Below are 14,905 nucleotides of genomic sequence, written 5' to 3' on the forward strand. Positions count from 1 at the left end.
GTGGCAGATATCCGAAATCCCGAATACGATGCAATAGTGGTTGGTTCCGGCCCGAACGGGCTTGCAGCCGCTATTACTTTACAGGAATCGGGACTCTCGGTGTTGCTCATCGAAGGGAAGAAGACAATAGGAGGCGGTATGCGCACAGCGGAACTAACGCTACCGGGTTACCGCCACGACATTTGCTCGGCAGTGCATCCAATGGCTTTAATGTCGCCGTTCTTTGAAAGGTTGCCGCTGGCCGATTTTGGATTGGAATTTGTTCAGCCCACGCACGATGCCGCGCACCCGCTGGATGGTGGTCGCGTGGCGGTACTGGACCGGTCTGTGGAGTCGACCGCCCTGCAACTGGGTGCGGATGGAGATACCTATCGCAACTGGATGGGTAGTTTGCTGGAATCCGTTCCCAGGCTGCTGCCCGATTTGCTCGGTCCATTACAATGGCCGGGAGAACCTTTCCGGCTCGCGGGCTTCGGGTTGCAGGCACTGCCACCCGCCACCTGGACGGCCGGAAAATTTAAAACAGCGGAGGGACGGGCATTGTGGGCCGGAATGGCCGCGCATTCGATCCAGCCGCTGAGCAATATCGCGACATCGGCCTTCGGTATTATGCTCATGGCGGCGGCGCACATTAAAGGATGGGTGATCCCGGTGGGCGGCAGCCAGCGCATTGCGGATGCATTGGTGGCTTATTACCAATCGCTCGGAGGTAAGATCCAGACGGGCTGGATGGTCGGCTCGGTGAACGAACTGCCTTCCGCCAAAGCGATTTTAATGGATGTGACGCCAAAACAGCTCGTGCGCATTGCTGGCGATCGGCTGAGTTCTTCCTACAAAAGACGTTTGGAAGCCTACCGGCAGGGACCGGGGATTTTCAAGGTCGACTGGGCACTGGATGAGCCGATCCCGTTTCAGCGCGAAGAATGCCGGGGAGCGGGTACGGTGCATTTGGGCAACACATTCGAAGAGATCGTGCGGTACGAACGGAATGTGGGGAATGGAAAGCGGGGCGAGAAACCCTTTGCATTGGTAGCGCAGCAAAGCCTTTTCGACAAAACCCGGGCACCCGAGGGCAAGCATACGGCATGGGCCTATTGCCACGTGCCGAATGGCGACGACCGCGACATGACCGACGCCCTCGAAAGCCAGATCGAGCGGTATGCACCGGGTTTCCGGGATGTGATCAAGGCCAAACACATTACGAATGCGAGCGCATTTGAACAATATAACCCCAACTACATCGGGGGCGATATCAATGGTGGTATTCAGGATGTGTGGCAGCTGTATTCGCGGCCGGTGCTGAGCATTTCGCCTTACCGGACGTCAGCAAAGGGCATTTACATCTGTTCGTCGTCCACACCTCCGGGCGGGGGCGTACATGGGATGTGCGGGTACCACGCGGCGCGGCAGGCGTTGAAGGATGTTTTTAAAGTGAGTTAAAAAAAGCGTAATCGAGTTTTCAGGAATATGGAGTTTTCAATGAAAGGATTTTGCGGGTTGGCGGGCATATTAGCCGTGACTTTATGGAGCTGCGGAAGCAAACAAACCGCCGAGGAGAAACGCAAAGCCGACAGCCTCGCGGCCTGCATTGCCGACGGCATGCCGTCACGCGCATCCGCGATCCGTAATGCAAGCCTGGTGACGGAAGGTGCCGGCGACAGTACAGGAATGGTGTGGATACCCGGCGGCAAGTTCCTGATGGGCGCCGACGAGTTCCCCGACTCCCGTCCGATGCACGAAGTGACCGTGAATGGCTATTATATCGATGCCCACGAAGTGACTAATGCCGAATTTGCGGCGTTCGTGAAAGCAACCAATTACAAAACCGTTGCCGAACGCCCATTGAACCCGGCCGATTACCCCGGAGTACCAGCCGACAAGCTCGTTCCCGGCTCGGCGGTGTTCACGCCTACGCCTGCACGCGTGAGCCTCGATAACCCCCTGCAATGGTGGAATTACGTGCCGGGCGCCAACTGGGCGCATCCGGAAGGTCCATCGAGTTCGACCAAAGGCCGTGAAAACTACCCGGTCGTGCATGTGTCGTACGAGGATGCCGCCGCTTATGCGAAATGGGCTGGCAAAAGGCTTCCTACCGAGGCAGAATGGGAGTTTGCGGCACAAGGAGGGAAAGGGAACCATACCTATTATTGGGGTGACCAGCTGAAACCGGGCGGGAAATGGGTGGCCAACATTTACCAGGGCAGCTTCCCTGACAGGAATACCAAAGAGGATGGCTATCTTACCGCCGCACCGATCAAATCTTTCCCAGCCAATCCCTATGGGTTGTATGATATGGATGGAAACGTGTGGGAATGGTGCGAGGACCTTTATCGTCCGGATTACTACCAGAAAAGCCCCGCTGCGAACCCCAAAGGACCTTCGGATAGCTATGATCCCGACGAGCCGGGCGCTGTGAAACGCGTTCAGCGCGGGGGCTCTTTCCTTTGCAGCGACGACTATTGCATTCGCTACAAAGCCGGCAGCCGTGGCAAAGGAGAAGTGACCAGCGGGAGCAACAATCTCGGTTTCCGGTGTGTAATGGACAAAAAATAATATGATTACCAAATCGATACTATTATGAGTGTGCGCTTTCTGACCGTACCGGGGCTGGCGAGCTCAGGCCCGCAGCATTGGCAGACTATCTGGGAAGAGCAATATCCCGACCGTTTCGACCGCGTGCAGCAGGCAAACTGGGACTGGCCCGTGAAGCAGGACTGGGTGGCTCAGCTGCAAAAGCAGATCAGCGAGCTGACCGAACCGACCATTCTCATTGCGCACAGCCTGGGATGCATTACCGTGGCGCATTGGGCACAGGAGCACAGTTCCGAGCTGATCAAAGGTGCATTGCTGGTGGCCCCGGCGGATGCGGAGCTTTCCAAACGGTTGAATTTTGTGGTTGGCTTTACGCCCATACCTGTGCGTACGATCCCTTTCAAAACGATTGTGGTAGCGAGTACGAACGACATTTATGCTACCATCGGCCGATCGAAAGTGTTTGCCGCCAACTGGGGAAGCGATTTTGTGAATGTGGGTAAAAAGGGTCATATCAATGCCGTGTCGGGGTTGGAAGATTGGGTCGATGGCAAGAAGATATTGGAGCAGTTCGAAGGGGTGAAATTGCTGGAAGGCGAAGCAACGCGCTCCTGACAACCGACGTATGGGATTGTTAAAGCCTGTTAATGATTTGTTAAGTGCTTTTTATTCTTTATATCTTTCAAAACAATTCTTCTACACTTTAAACGATTGAAATTATTATGAAAAGAATGTTTGTACTCGCAGCAGCTGGTTTGCTTTTCAATGTTGCGGCTATTGCCAACGGTCCTGGAAAGAATGCTGCCGACAAAACGCTGAAGGTGGATCCCAAAGCAAGTACCATCAACTGGGGCGCTAAGAAAGTAACAGGAACACACGCGGGAACTGTACCTCTGGAAAGCGGTACGCTCGTGGTGGATAACGACAAGCTCAAAGGAGGAAGTTTTGTAGCCGATATCAAATCCCTGGTGGTAACCGACGTAACCGACAAGGAAATGAATGGTAAACTGACCAATCACCTCAAAAGCGATGACTTTTTCTCGGTAGAAAAACATCCGCAGGCGAAACTGGTGATTTCTTCTGTAACACCGAAGGGCGGCAATGCCTACGACGTAACCGGCAAGCTGACAATCAAAGGAATCACACAGGATGTGAAATTCCCTGCGACTATAACAGCTGATGCCAAGAAGGTAACTGCTAATGCAAAAGTGGCTATCGACCGTACCAAATACGACATCAAATTCCGTTCGACCAACTTCTTCGAAAACCTTGGAGACAAGGCGATCGACAACGACTTTACACTCGATGTGAGCCTGGTAGCGAACAAATAATCAGCGAATATTTAGAAGATATAAAATCCGGTCTGAGCAATCAGGTCGGATTTTTTTGTGTGGTGGAGAATGCCTTGCCACGAAGATTCTATCAATGCGTAAATAATCTATATTTGAAACCATGATTTGATAACTGATAGAAAATCTATGAAAAATTTCATCGCGGGCCTCGCTATATGCACATCGATCTTCACCGGACAAGCATTTGCCCAAACTGAAAACAAGTTGCCCGAATGGGCATTCGGCGGTTTTAAACGGCCTGCCGGTGTGAACCCGGTCATTTCCCCCGACAGTACTTCCCGGTTTTTCTGCCCCATGAACAAGCGGCGCGTCGACTGGGAATCGAACGATACTTTTAACCCAGCCGCGACCATGAAAAACGGCAAGATCGTGGTGCTGTACCGCGCCGAAGACAAGGCCGGCAAGGCGATCGGCATGCGCACCTCGCGCCTGGGTTACGCCGAGAGCGAAGACGGGATCCGCTTCAAAAGGAGGAAGGAGCCCGTGCTATTCCCTGCTGAGGATAGCCAGAAAGCCAACGAATGGCCCGGCGGCTGCGAAGACCCGCGTGTGGCAGTAACCGAGGATGGCCTGTACGTAGTTGTTTACACGCAATGGAACAAAGACAAGGCGCGGCTGGGAGTAGCCACCTCCCGGGATTTGCTCAGATGGGAAAAATACGGTCCGGTTTTCAGGGAAGCTTATCATGGTAAATTCAATAATATATGGACAAAATCGGGCTCCATTGTGACCAAATTGGTGGGAGATAAGCAGGTGATCGCAAAAATCAATGGAAAATACTGGCTCTATTTCGGCGAAGCCAACGTCAATATCGCTACCTCCACAGACCTCATCAACTGGGAACCGGTGGTGGATAGCAAGGGCGAACTGGTCAATCTGATCTCTCCCCGAAAAGGCTATTTCGACAGTAACCTCACCGAATGCGGTCCGCCGGCCATTCTCACAGACAATGGCATTGTATTACTTTACAATGGCAAGAACGACAAAGGCGAAGACGGCGACAAGCGCTTCACGCCCAATAGCTACTGCGCCGGACAGGTGTTGTTTGATAAAAACGATCCCACCAAAGTTCTTGCCCGCCTCGATACCCCCTTCTTCCGCCCGATGGAGCCGTTTGAAAAGAGCGGGCAATATGTAGCAGGAACCGTTTTCATCGAAGGAATGGTGTATCATAAGAAAAAATGGCTGCTCTACTACGGCTGCGCCGATTCGCGTGTAGGGGTGGCTGTTTACGATCCCGCGCAAAAAGTACCGGGTGATCCGTTGCCATAGCAGGTTAGTACAGGATAGTGTACCAGATATTTTTAGGAATTTTTGGATATTAATTTCTGCTTTTTTAAGAGAAGTTAATGTCCAAATTGCCCTTGCAATAAGGGAAATCAGTTGTTCAGGAGTCACTAAACCTATAAATGCGATCAAAATGAGTTTCAGATTTATTAAGGCCGGAATGCTCATGGCCGCCGTGATGACCCTCACCAGCCAGGTCGACACTTTTGCCCAAAAAAGTGAAAAAGGCTTCAAATCCATCTTCGATGGGAAAACACTCAAAGGCTGGGACGGCGATCCGAAATACTGGCGCGTTGAAAACGGCTCGCTCGTCGGCGAAATCACTCCTGAAACACTTTTGAAAACCAACTCATTTATTATTTGGCGCGGAGGTGAACCTGGCGATTTTGAGCTGAAAGGTTCCTTCAAGATTGCAACAGCAGGCAATTCGGGTATCAACTACCGCAGCGAGCAACTTACCGACGTCCCTTTCGCACTGAAAGGCTACCAGGCCGATATCGATGGTAAAAACAACTACACCGGCCAGAATTACGAAGAACGCAAACGCACCACTTTGGCCTACCGCGGCCAGAAAACGGTCATTAAAGAATACACTGGCGAAAAAACACCGGAAGGGGTGCGCAAAAATGTATCCAAGAACGCCTGGACCGGTTTTGAAGTGGTAGGGTCCCTCGGTTCTTCCGATTCTTTGAAGACATTGATCAAAAGCGAAGACTGGAATACATTCCACCTCATTGTGAAGGGAAATCACCTGCAGCACTACATCAATGGCGTCCTGATGAGCGATGTTACCGACAACGACACGGTAAATGGCGCCAAAAAAGGCCTTTTAGGGGTACAGGTACACGTAGGCCCGCCTATGAAAGTGGAATACAAGGACCTGCGCATCAAACAATACTAGTTCACCAAACATCGGCGGTCGGCGGTCGGCCGTCCGCTTAATGCCCATTATGAATAAAATCGGATTTAATGTGCTGGCCTGGACGGCGGCAGTTTCGGACGACTTGTTTCCGATCATCGAAAGACTGAAAACGATTGGATACGACGGTGTCGAGTTCTATTTAGGCCCCCAGGAAGCTACGGCTTACCAGCGGATGGGCAGTTTTGTAAAAGACCTTGGCCTCGAAACCACGGCGGTAATGACGCTCGGTGCCGACGAAAACCCGGTGAATGAATCCGCCGAAGTACGCGGAAGGGCATTGGACAAAATCAAATGGGCCGTGGATCGTGCGTATGACCTCAATTCGAAAGTCATTTGCGGGCCGTTCCACTCGGCGCATACCGTTTTCGTGAACCGTCCGGCCGACGACCGCGAATACGCATTGGCAGGGGAGGTATTGCATGCAGCTGCCGACTATGCCGCGCAAGCCAATATCACATTTGCATTAGAAGCACTTAACCGATTCGAATGCTACCTGTGCAATACGATGGAGCAGCTGCTCAAACTCGTCAAAGCGGCCGATCACCCGAATGTACGTGCGATGTTTGATACGCACCATTCCAATATCGAGGAGAAAAGTTACCTGGGTGCGTTGCAGACCATCGCACCCGTGCTCGCACACGTGCACATCAGCGAGAACGACCGCGGTACGCCGGGAACGGGCCAGGTAAAGTGGGACGATGCCTTCGCCGCATTGGCGGCCATCAAATACGATGGCTGGCTGACGATCGAGGCATTCTCGCGTAACGATCCCGGTTTTGCGAATGCGATCGGCGTTTGGCGGGAGTTCAACGAGCCGTGGGACATTGCCGAAAACGGCTACAAGTTTATCCGCGAAATGAGCCTGAAACACGGCCTCTGATCAATCCACCTTTTTCAGTCCGCGTTTATGAAAAATCTTTTGAAATCAATGCTGGCGATCGGCATTGCGCTGATCACTTTCGGCTCCAAAGCACAGGACGATCCTGCGAAACACCGCGTCGTGTACAAGGGCGACAAGGGGCCGGGTGTGGGTAAGAATATTGTTTTTATTGCCACCGACCACGAGTACCGCGGCGAGGAATCGCTGCCCGCACTGGCGCGCATTATGGCCAAGCGTTACGGGTTCACATGTACGGTCGTGTATGCGCTCGACTCCAACGGCTACATTTACCCCGGCAGTTCGAATGTGAAAGGCCTGGATGTGCTCGATAAAGCCGACCTGATGGTGCTTTTCATGCGTTTCGCGCATTTCAAGGACCAGGAAATGCAGCATTTCGAGAAATACCTCAAACGCGGCGGGCCTATCGTGGCATTCCGGACTTCGACCCACGCATTTGATATTAAAAATGACCCGAAATGGGAGCATTATACCTGGAACTACAAAGGCCCTAAAACAGCCTGGAAAGATGGTTTCGGCGAGTATATCCTGGGTGAAACCTGGGTATCCCATTACGGAACGAACCACAAGCAATCTTCCAGAATCGTCATCGACGAGGCGCAAAAGAACCACCCGATTATGCGGGGCGTAAAAGATATGTGGGTTCAATCGGGCGGCTATACCGCTGCTCCCAAAGGAACTGTACTCGCAAAAGGCCAGGTGCTGAATGGTATGACGGCCGATTCACCTGCTGATCCGACGAAAGAGTTGCTGCCCGTTGCGTGGATCCGCGACTATCAGATGGAGGGCGGCAAGAAAGGCCGTGCATTCACCACAACGCATGGTGCTTCCGAGGATTTGCTCAATGAAGGTTTCAGAAGAATGGTCGTGAATGCGATGTTCTGGGGTTTGGGGCTTGAAAGCGCTATTAAACCGACCAACGACATTGCCTTCGTAGGACCCTACAAACCTACCACGTTCAATTTCAGCGGCTATAAAGCGAATGTGAAACCGTCTGATCTGGCCGGCTGGGATTCGCTGATCATGCCGGGCGAGGTCGTTAAGAAGAAGAAGTCGAAGTGATTTTTATATAATTGAAAATAAACTTTTTAATGTCTCAGCAACTTCCATTTCGCTTTGGATCAGAGGTTTACACCTGGTTCATGAGCAACAGCGGCCAAACACACCAGGGCCGGTTAGGACACATGATCGAAGTCATCGCGAAAGCGGGTTTTACCGGGATCCAGCCAATTTTCACCTGGATGGGTGATCTCCAAGATCCCGATAAACTCGAAGCCAAGCTCAAAGAGCAGGGCATAGAGCTCGCCGCATTGGCGCTTGCACTGGACTGGAACGAAGCCGAAGAGACAGAACGCGAACGCGAAGTGGCCGACCACGCCATTCGTGTGGCGCAGCGCTTCCCGGGCGCGGTACTCAACACCGTGCAAATCCCGACGGGCAGACATAACATCGAGGAACGCCAGAAGCGCCTCGTCAATATCGTCAACACGGTTTCGCGCCGCGCGGCTGAGAAGGGTGTGCCTTGCAGCTACCATCCCAACTCCCCGCATTCGTCGATCATCCGCACCGAGGAAGATTACAAAATCGTACTCGAAGGCCTGGACGCGTCCGTGACCGGTTGGACGCCTGATGTTGGCCACATCATCAACGGTGGCATGGATCCGCTCGCGAAAATGAAGGAATACCAGTCGCTGATCAACCACGTGCATTACAAGGACTGGGACGGCAATCCTGAATTCACCTTGATGGGTAAAGGCAAAGTAGATCTGCTAGGCGTAACTCAATGGCTCAAAGACATTAATTATAAAGGCTGGATCATCTGCGAAGACGAAGGCGAAGAAGCCCTCTCAGAACCCGATTTCGTGACATTACACGACGGGAAGTGGATTCAGGAGGATTTGATTCCGGCGTTGAAGTGATGATGACCGCCGACGGCCGACCGCGGACTGCCGATGGGTTGGACGGTAAAGAGACTGTATAAAAGATTAAAGAAATTGACCACCGCCGGCCGACCGCGGACAGCCGATGGGGGGTAATGTAAAGAGCCCGTTCAAAGAATTAAGCAATAAACAATCGGCGGTCGGCCGTCAGCGGTCGTCGGTCAGCAAACAAACGAAGCATTCCAGTAACATGCCAACCATCAAAACCAACGGTATCAACTTTTACTACGAAGAACGCGGTTCCGGGGAGCCTTTGCTGCTCATTATGGGCATTACTGCGCCCGGAGCGGTGTGGAATGTGCATGTAGCCGACTGGAAACACCATTTCCGGTGCATTATCGGCGATAACCGCGGCGTAGGGCTTACCGACAAACCTGCCGGACCGTATTCGACCGAGCAAATGGCGGATGATTACGCCGGCTTGCTGGATTCGCTCGGTTTGGAGAATGTCAATGTGGTTGGTTGTTCGATGGGCAGTACCATTGCCCAGCAGCTCGCGATCCGGCATCCGAAAAAGGTGAAATCGCTGGTGCTAATGTGTCCGTGGGCGCGTTGTGATAACTACGCCAAGGGCCTTTTTCAGCACATTATGAATGCGAAGGCCCGTTTCCGGCCGGAGGAATTCAGTTTGTACATCCAATTGCTGATTTTTTCGAAATCGTCGTGGGACGATGCAAAACAGCACGAAGATCTGGAAAATGGCAGGCGGATCGACGCATTCAATCCGTTTCCACAGCCGCTGCACGGATTGGAAGGGCAGGCTGCTGCCTGCATTAATCACAATGCATTACCCGATCTCGGCAAGATCAGTGTGCCTACATTGGTGATAGGAGGCAGGGAGGATATTTTCACGCCGGTATGGATGGCCGAAGAGGTCGCCAACGGCATTCCGGGCGCCGAACTCTTTTTGTACGATAAGCTAGGACATGCATTCCATTTTGAAAATACAGAGGATTTCAATGCGCGTGTAAGAAACTGGCTGGCAGCCGTCCCGGTAGCCTGATTCCGCATTTTTGGAGTTAAAAGCATTAAAATGAGGCATTTTGCGCCTTTTTCAGGTTTAGATAATTACGAGTTTAATTAAGATATAATGGAGACCGGCAATTCGAAACGGACCGAACAACAGGCCACAGACTGGAAAACAAAAGTGTCGAACCACGTTCAGGTGGGAGGCATTGAAACCTCCGTGCTGGATAATGGTGCCGGGCGTGGTACCCGCATTGCGTGGATCAACACAGGCGGTGGTTTGCGCTTTAAAGTCGTGATAGACCGGGCGATGGATATTGCCGAGGCTTTTTACAATGAGCACAGTCTGGCGTGGATCAGCCACGGTGGCGTTACTTCCCCGCAGCCATTCTCGGATAAAGGCATCGACTGGCTCCGCACATTCGGCGGCGGCTTGCTCACTACCTGCGGCCTCTCGCATGCGGGCGGGCCCGAGTCGGACAGCTTCGGCGACCGCGGTCTGCATGGGTTAATCGGTAACCAGCCTGCGGAAATCGTTTCGATCATTCAACCCGACCTGCGCGCCGGTAAATACGAGATGAGCATTACCGGTATTATCCGCGAAACACGGCCATTCGGCCCCAGTTTGGAATTAAAAAGAACCATTTCGGCGACTTTGGGAGAAGCAAAACTGCGCATTCATGATGAGGTGATTAATAAAGCCAATACTGCTGCACCGCATATGCTGCTGTACCATTTCAACTTCGGCTGGCCGATCGTCGATGAGGGCACCGACATTCTGTGGAATGGCCAATGGCGTCCGCGGTTCGAGGAGAATGCGAAGATTTTCAAGGAAGGTAATGCATTCAAAAAGGCCCCGGCGCCGCTGGAAAGCCACTTGGGGAGCGGAGAAGAAGTAGCACTGATCGACGTGGACGCGGACATTTTCGGGGATAGCATTTGCGGTTTGCATAACGAGAAACTGGGTCTGGCCGTCGCATTGAAATTTAAAAAGGAGCAATTACCCTGGCTCGCCAACTGGCAGCATTGGGGCAAAGGCGAATATGTGACCGGCATCGAGCCGAGTACGCACCCGCTGTCGGGGCAGGCAAAGGCGCGCGAAGACGGAACTTTGATTTTCCTTCAACCGGAGGAAACCAAAGAATATGACCTCGAATTGAGCGTATTGACGGCGAAAGAGGAGATCGAAGAATTTGAATTAAAGGTGAATGTATCGTAGGAAAAAACGATTCTTGCGGTGCGCTGGACCAGGCAAAATCGTCAAGGTGCAGTGCACCGCAAGATTTGTAACGAAAATAACCGGTGCGACGCACCACCATATTTATAACCAAAACCAATTCTTTAATACAAAAACAATGGGACTTTCAAGTATAGCTGAGAAGGCGTTGGAGCAGGGGAGGGGAATTTTGCGCTTAGCACCGACATGGGTGCCGCGTTCATTTTGCGTTCCCGGCCGCAGGATCAAATTGCACCCCGACGATTACTACATACTGGGTGGAGAGCGCGGCGGTATCGATGAGCGTTGGTTGTCATCTACAACTCCTGCGGAAAATGGACCGCTTACAGGCGAAAATGAAGGTTTGAGCCAAATCGTTTTGGAAGATGAGTCAGGGGTTCAAAAAGTGACATTGCGGGACGCGGTAGCAGAGTTGAAAGGTCAGATCATAGGCGACAGACTTTGGGATCAATACAAGAGCTGGCCTATGTACTCCAAGTTTTTTGACAATATGGGGCCGCTTCCGCATCATATTCACCACAGAGATGAGCACGCCGCCATGGTGGGCCAGAATGGAAAGCCGGAAGCCTACTATTTCCCGCCGCAATTGAACAACCACGGTGGTGATTTTCCATATACATTCATTGGTATTGCTCCCGGTACGACCAAAGAGCAGATCAAAGAATGTCTGATGAACTTCACCAAGGGCGATAATAAGATTACCAATTACTCCCAGGCGTTCCGTCTGGAGCCAGGAACAGGCTGGGATGTGCCTCCCGGCATGTTGCACGCGCCAGGCAGCTTGTGTACCTATGAGCCGCAAAAAGCATCAGATATTTTTGCGATGTACCAATCTCTTGTTAACGAGGCGGTTATTCCGGAGGAATTGCTTTGGAAAGGAACGCCGAAAGACAGAATCGGCGACTATGACTTGCTGATGGAAGTGATCGACTGGGATTTGAATGTGAATCCTAATTTGATGGAAAAACATTTCATGCGCCCGAAACCGGTAAAAGATGTTGCTGAAATGGCGGCAGAAGGATACAGCGAAAACTGGATTTGCTACAAAAACGAGGCTTACAGCGCCAAGGAATTGACGGTTTTCCCAGGTCAGACTGTAACCATTAAAGATGGTGGCGCATACGGAATGATTGTGATGCAGGGCCACGGCAAATTCGGTGTGTGGGATATCGAAACCCCTGCATTGATCCGCTACGGACAGCTCACCAACGATGAGTATTTTGTAACTGAAAAAGCGGCGACCGAAGGGGTAGTAATCAGCAACCCGTCGAAAACCGATCCGATCGTGATCCTGAAACACTTCGGTCCAGGTAACCCTGATTTGATATTGTAAAAAATCTAAAATTCTTAAACCATGCCTGAAAATAATTTCCCCAAGCTTCACAACGCCACATGGCCTGGCATCGTGGGCAAAGGTTCTGATTCAGAGCCGATCATTCCTTTTGATACACTTTTGGAAAAAACCGCTGCTGCGGAAGTGGATGGTGTGAAATTCGACGGTGTCGACATCGGCCTTTTCGATGAGCACATCGGTGAATACCTGAACGGTGCAGATGGCGGCAAGCGCCTGGCTGATAAGCTGGCAGGTTATAATCTTGAAGCAGGCAGCCTCGTAGCCAATGTATGGGCAGGTTCGGCCATGGGTAGCAAGGATGCCCGCGATACATTTGTGGAGCAGGTACGCAAGGCATGTGAATTCGGCAAGCAATTGCGTGATGCGGGTATCCGCCATGGTGGTGTGATCCGGATCGATTCGGCAGCTTCGCCGGAAGCGTGGTCGGCTGATCCGAAAGGCAATACCAAACAAATTGCCGAGACTTTCAGACGTGCTGCTGACGTCGCCGCCGATTTCGGTGAAAGACTGGCTGCCGAAGGTGAGATTTGCTGGGGCGGTATGCACAGCTGGAAAGCGATGATCGATACGCTCGAAGCGACCGATCGTCCTAATGTAGGTTTCCAGGCTGATATGTCGCATACATTCCTGTATTTGCTGGGCTACAATGCGCCGGAAGACCGCATTCTGCCAGCCGATTTCCAATGGGACGACCGCGCGACTTTGGATGAAGCTTTCAAGAAAATGACCGCCGCGCTGCGCCCCTGGACCATCGATTTCCACGTAGCACAAAATGACGGAACCGTTCACGGAACTGGTTCACACGATAAAACCGGTCGTCACTGCCTTGCAACTGATCCTAATGGCAAGCTCGATATCGTACATCATGCCGGCTTCTGGCTGCGTGACGAAAAAGGTGAGCTTACGAGAGCATTCCGTCACATCTGCTGGGACGGCTGTATGTTCCCGAACGAGGTAATGTACAAGCAGCAAACCTGGAACGATATCCTCGCAGCGCTCGTGAAAGTGCGCAATGCGCATGGGTGGGTGGCGTAATGACCGCTGACCACCGACGGCCGACGGCCGATCGCTTATGTTGGCAGCATAGTATTAACTGCTACCAAGCTAACAATACCGCGATCGGCGGTCGGTAGTCAGCCGTCGGTGGCCAAAAAATATTCCAAAAACCTAAGGCTCGAAGCAATTCGCGGCGAGCCCCAACCAACAAAACCTTATGTCAGAAAAAAAGCAAGTTCGCGTCGCCCTGATCGGTTCCGGTTTGATGGGCCGTACGCATACCAATGGTTATAAAAGAATCGGGGACTTTTTCCCTGAGCTCGAATACCGCCCGGTGCTGGCGGCTGTTTGCTCCCGCAACGAGGAGAAAGTGAAGGCTTTCGCCGAGCAGTGGGGCTACGAGTCGTACGAAACCGACTGGCGTAAAATCATCGAACGCGACGATATCGATGCGGTGGATATTTGTACACCCAACGATACGCACGCTGAGATCGCATTGGCAGCTGCTGCAAAAGGCAAAATGATCCTTTGCGAAAAGCCCCTCGCACGTACGCTTGCGGAGGCGAAAACGATGGTGGATGCCATTGAAGCTGCCGGTGTGAAAAACACGGTTTGGTACAACTACCGTCGCGTGCCTGCTGTGACTTTGGCGAAACAAATCGTGGATTCAGGTAAGCTGGGCCGTATTTTCCATTACCGTGCCAACTTCCTCCAGGACTGGACGATCAGTCCGGATGTACCACAGGGTGGAACCGCTACCTGGCGCCTCGACGTAGACGCTGCGGGTTCGGGCGTAACCGGCGACTTGCTCGCGCACTGTATCGACACCGCGATGTGGATCAATGGCGGCATTAAGGATGTGTCGGCCGTGGCTGAGACATTCATCAAAGAGCGCAAGCATGCTGGTACCGGCGAAGTGCAAAAAGTGGGTATCGACGACGCTTGTATCTTCCACTGCCATTTCGATAACGGCTCACTGGGCCTCTTCGAGTCTACCCGTTATGCTCGCGGGCACAAGGCGCTTTATACTTTTGAAATCAACGGCGAGCATGCTTCCATTCGTTGGGACCTGCATGATCTGAACCGTCTGGAATACTTCGACCACAGCGACGATTCGATCGTTCGCGGATGGCGTTCGATTCTGGTAACCGACGGCGACCAGCCCTATATGAAGCGCTGGTGGATCCCCGGAACCAGCATTGGATACGAGCATTCGTTCGTACACCAGGCGGCGGATTTCTTCGAAAGCCTGCAAACCGGCAAACCTTGCTCACCGACTTTCCGCGATGCCTACGAAACGCAGAAAGTATGCGAAGCGGTGCTGGAATCGGCAGCTTCCAAAAGCTGGAAAGATACCGGCGTACATTGGGAAGGTTAATCCAATAATGCATTTATAATCTGAGGCTTTAACCGGATCCTGC

14 protein-coding genes are annotated in these 14,905 nt (G+C 52.3%); all 14 read left to right on the forward strand.

Features of this window, described 5'->3' with window-relative positions:
* Positions 1–9 precede the first annotated feature (9 nt).
* The 14 genes from CLV60_RS22025 (at position 10) to CLV60_RS22090 (ending at position 14,862) form a co-directional block, all read left to right on the forward strand.
* Positions 10–1,440 (forward strand): phytoene desaturase family protein, encoded by a 1,431-nt coding sequence (locus CLV60_RS22025; protein ID WP_106597697.1) that lies wholly within the window; start codon positions 10–12, stop codon positions 1,438–1,440.
* Between the two features lie 39 nt (positions 1,441–1,479).
* Positions 1,480–2,553, forward strand: coding sequence for a formylglycine-generating enzyme family protein (locus CLV60_RS22030; RefSeq protein ID WP_229211087.1), 1,074 nt, complete (start codon positions 1,480–1,482; stop codon positions 2,551–2,553).
* A 24-nt stretch (positions 2,554–2,577) separates the two neighbouring features.
* A complete protein-coding gene (locus CLV60_RS22035) occupies positions 2,578–3,147 on the forward strand; it encodes an RBBP9/YdeN family alpha/beta hydrolase (RefSeq protein ID WP_106597546.1) in 570 nt (189 codons plus the stop codon).
* Between the two features lie 116 nt (positions 3,148–3,263).
* Positions 3,264–3,863, forward strand: a complete 600-nt coding sequence (locus CLV60_RS22040) for a YceI family protein (protein WP_106597547.1) — start codon at positions 3,264–3,266, stop codon at positions 3,861–3,863.
* A 147-nt stretch (positions 3,864–4,010) separates the two neighbouring features.
* The gene (locus CLV60_RS22045; RefSeq protein ID WP_106597548.1) at positions 4,011–5,156 is read left to right on the forward strand and encodes a beta-1,2-mannosidase; all 1,146 of its coding nucleotides are present in this window, start codon (positions 4,011–4,013) and stop codon (positions 5,154–5,156) included.
* A gap of 175 nt (positions 5,157–5,331) precedes the next feature.
* Positions 5,332–6,072 carry a 3-keto-disaccharide hydrolase gene (locus tag CLV60_RS22050; RefSeq protein ID WP_106597698.1) on the forward strand — a complete coding sequence of 247 codons (741 nt, stop codon included), beginning with the start codon at positions 5,332–5,334 and terminating at the stop codon, positions 6,070–6,072.
* Between the two features lie 49 nt (positions 6,073–6,121).
* Positions 6,122–6,973 carry a sugar phosphate isomerase/epimerase family protein gene (locus tag CLV60_RS22055; protein WP_106597699.1) on the forward strand — a complete coding sequence of 284 codons (852 nt, stop codon included), beginning with the start codon at positions 6,122–6,124 and terminating at the stop codon, positions 6,971–6,973.
* 27 nt (positions 6,974–7,000) lie between these two features.
* A complete protein-coding gene (locus CLV60_RS22060) occupies positions 7,001–8,053 on the forward strand; it encodes a ThuA domain-containing protein (protein WP_106597549.1) in 1,053 nt (350 codons plus the stop codon).
* A 29-nt stretch (positions 8,054–8,082) separates the two neighbouring features.
* Positions 8,083–8,910 carry a sugar phosphate isomerase/epimerase family protein gene (locus CLV60_RS22065; RefSeq protein WP_106597550.1) on the forward strand — a complete coding sequence of 276 codons (828 nt, stop codon included), beginning with the start codon at positions 8,083–8,085 and terminating at the stop codon, positions 8,908–8,910.
* 211 nt (positions 8,911–9,121) lie between these two features.
* A complete protein-coding gene (locus tag CLV60_RS22070) occupies positions 9,122–9,934 on the forward strand; it encodes an alpha/beta fold hydrolase (protein ID WP_106597700.1) in 813 nt (270 codons plus the stop codon).
* Positions 9,935–10,021: 87 nt separating this feature from the next.
* A complete protein-coding gene (locus CLV60_RS22075) occupies positions 10,022–11,116 on the forward strand; it encodes an aldose 1-epimerase family protein (RefSeq protein ID WP_106597551.1) in 1,095 nt (364 codons plus the stop codon).
* Positions 11,117–11,252: 136 nt separating this feature from the next.
* The gene (locus tag CLV60_RS22080) at positions 11,253–12,467 is read left to right on the forward strand and encodes a hypothetical protein (RefSeq protein ID WP_106597552.1); all 1,215 of its coding nucleotides are present in this window, start codon (positions 11,253–11,255) and stop codon (positions 12,465–12,467) included.
* A gap of 21 nt (positions 12,468–12,488) precedes the next feature.
* Complete coding sequence (locus tag CLV60_RS22085; RefSeq protein WP_106597553.1) at positions 12,489–13,523, forward strand: sugar phosphate isomerase/epimerase family protein; 1,035 nt, start codon at positions 12,489–12,491, stop codon at positions 13,521–13,523.
* Between the two features lie 178 nt (positions 13,524–13,701).
* Complete coding sequence (locus CLV60_RS22090; protein ID WP_106597554.1) at positions 13,702–14,862, forward strand: Gfo/Idh/MocA family protein; 1,161 nt, start codon at positions 13,702–13,704, stop codon at positions 14,860–14,862.
* Positions 14,863–14,905 lie beyond the last annotated feature (43 nt).

Origin of the sequence: Dyadobacter jiangsuensis (assembly GCF_003014695.1) — a bacterium.
GTDB lineage: Bacteria > Bacteroidota > Bacteroidia > Cytophagales > Spirosomataceae > Dyadobacter > Dyadobacter jiangsuensis.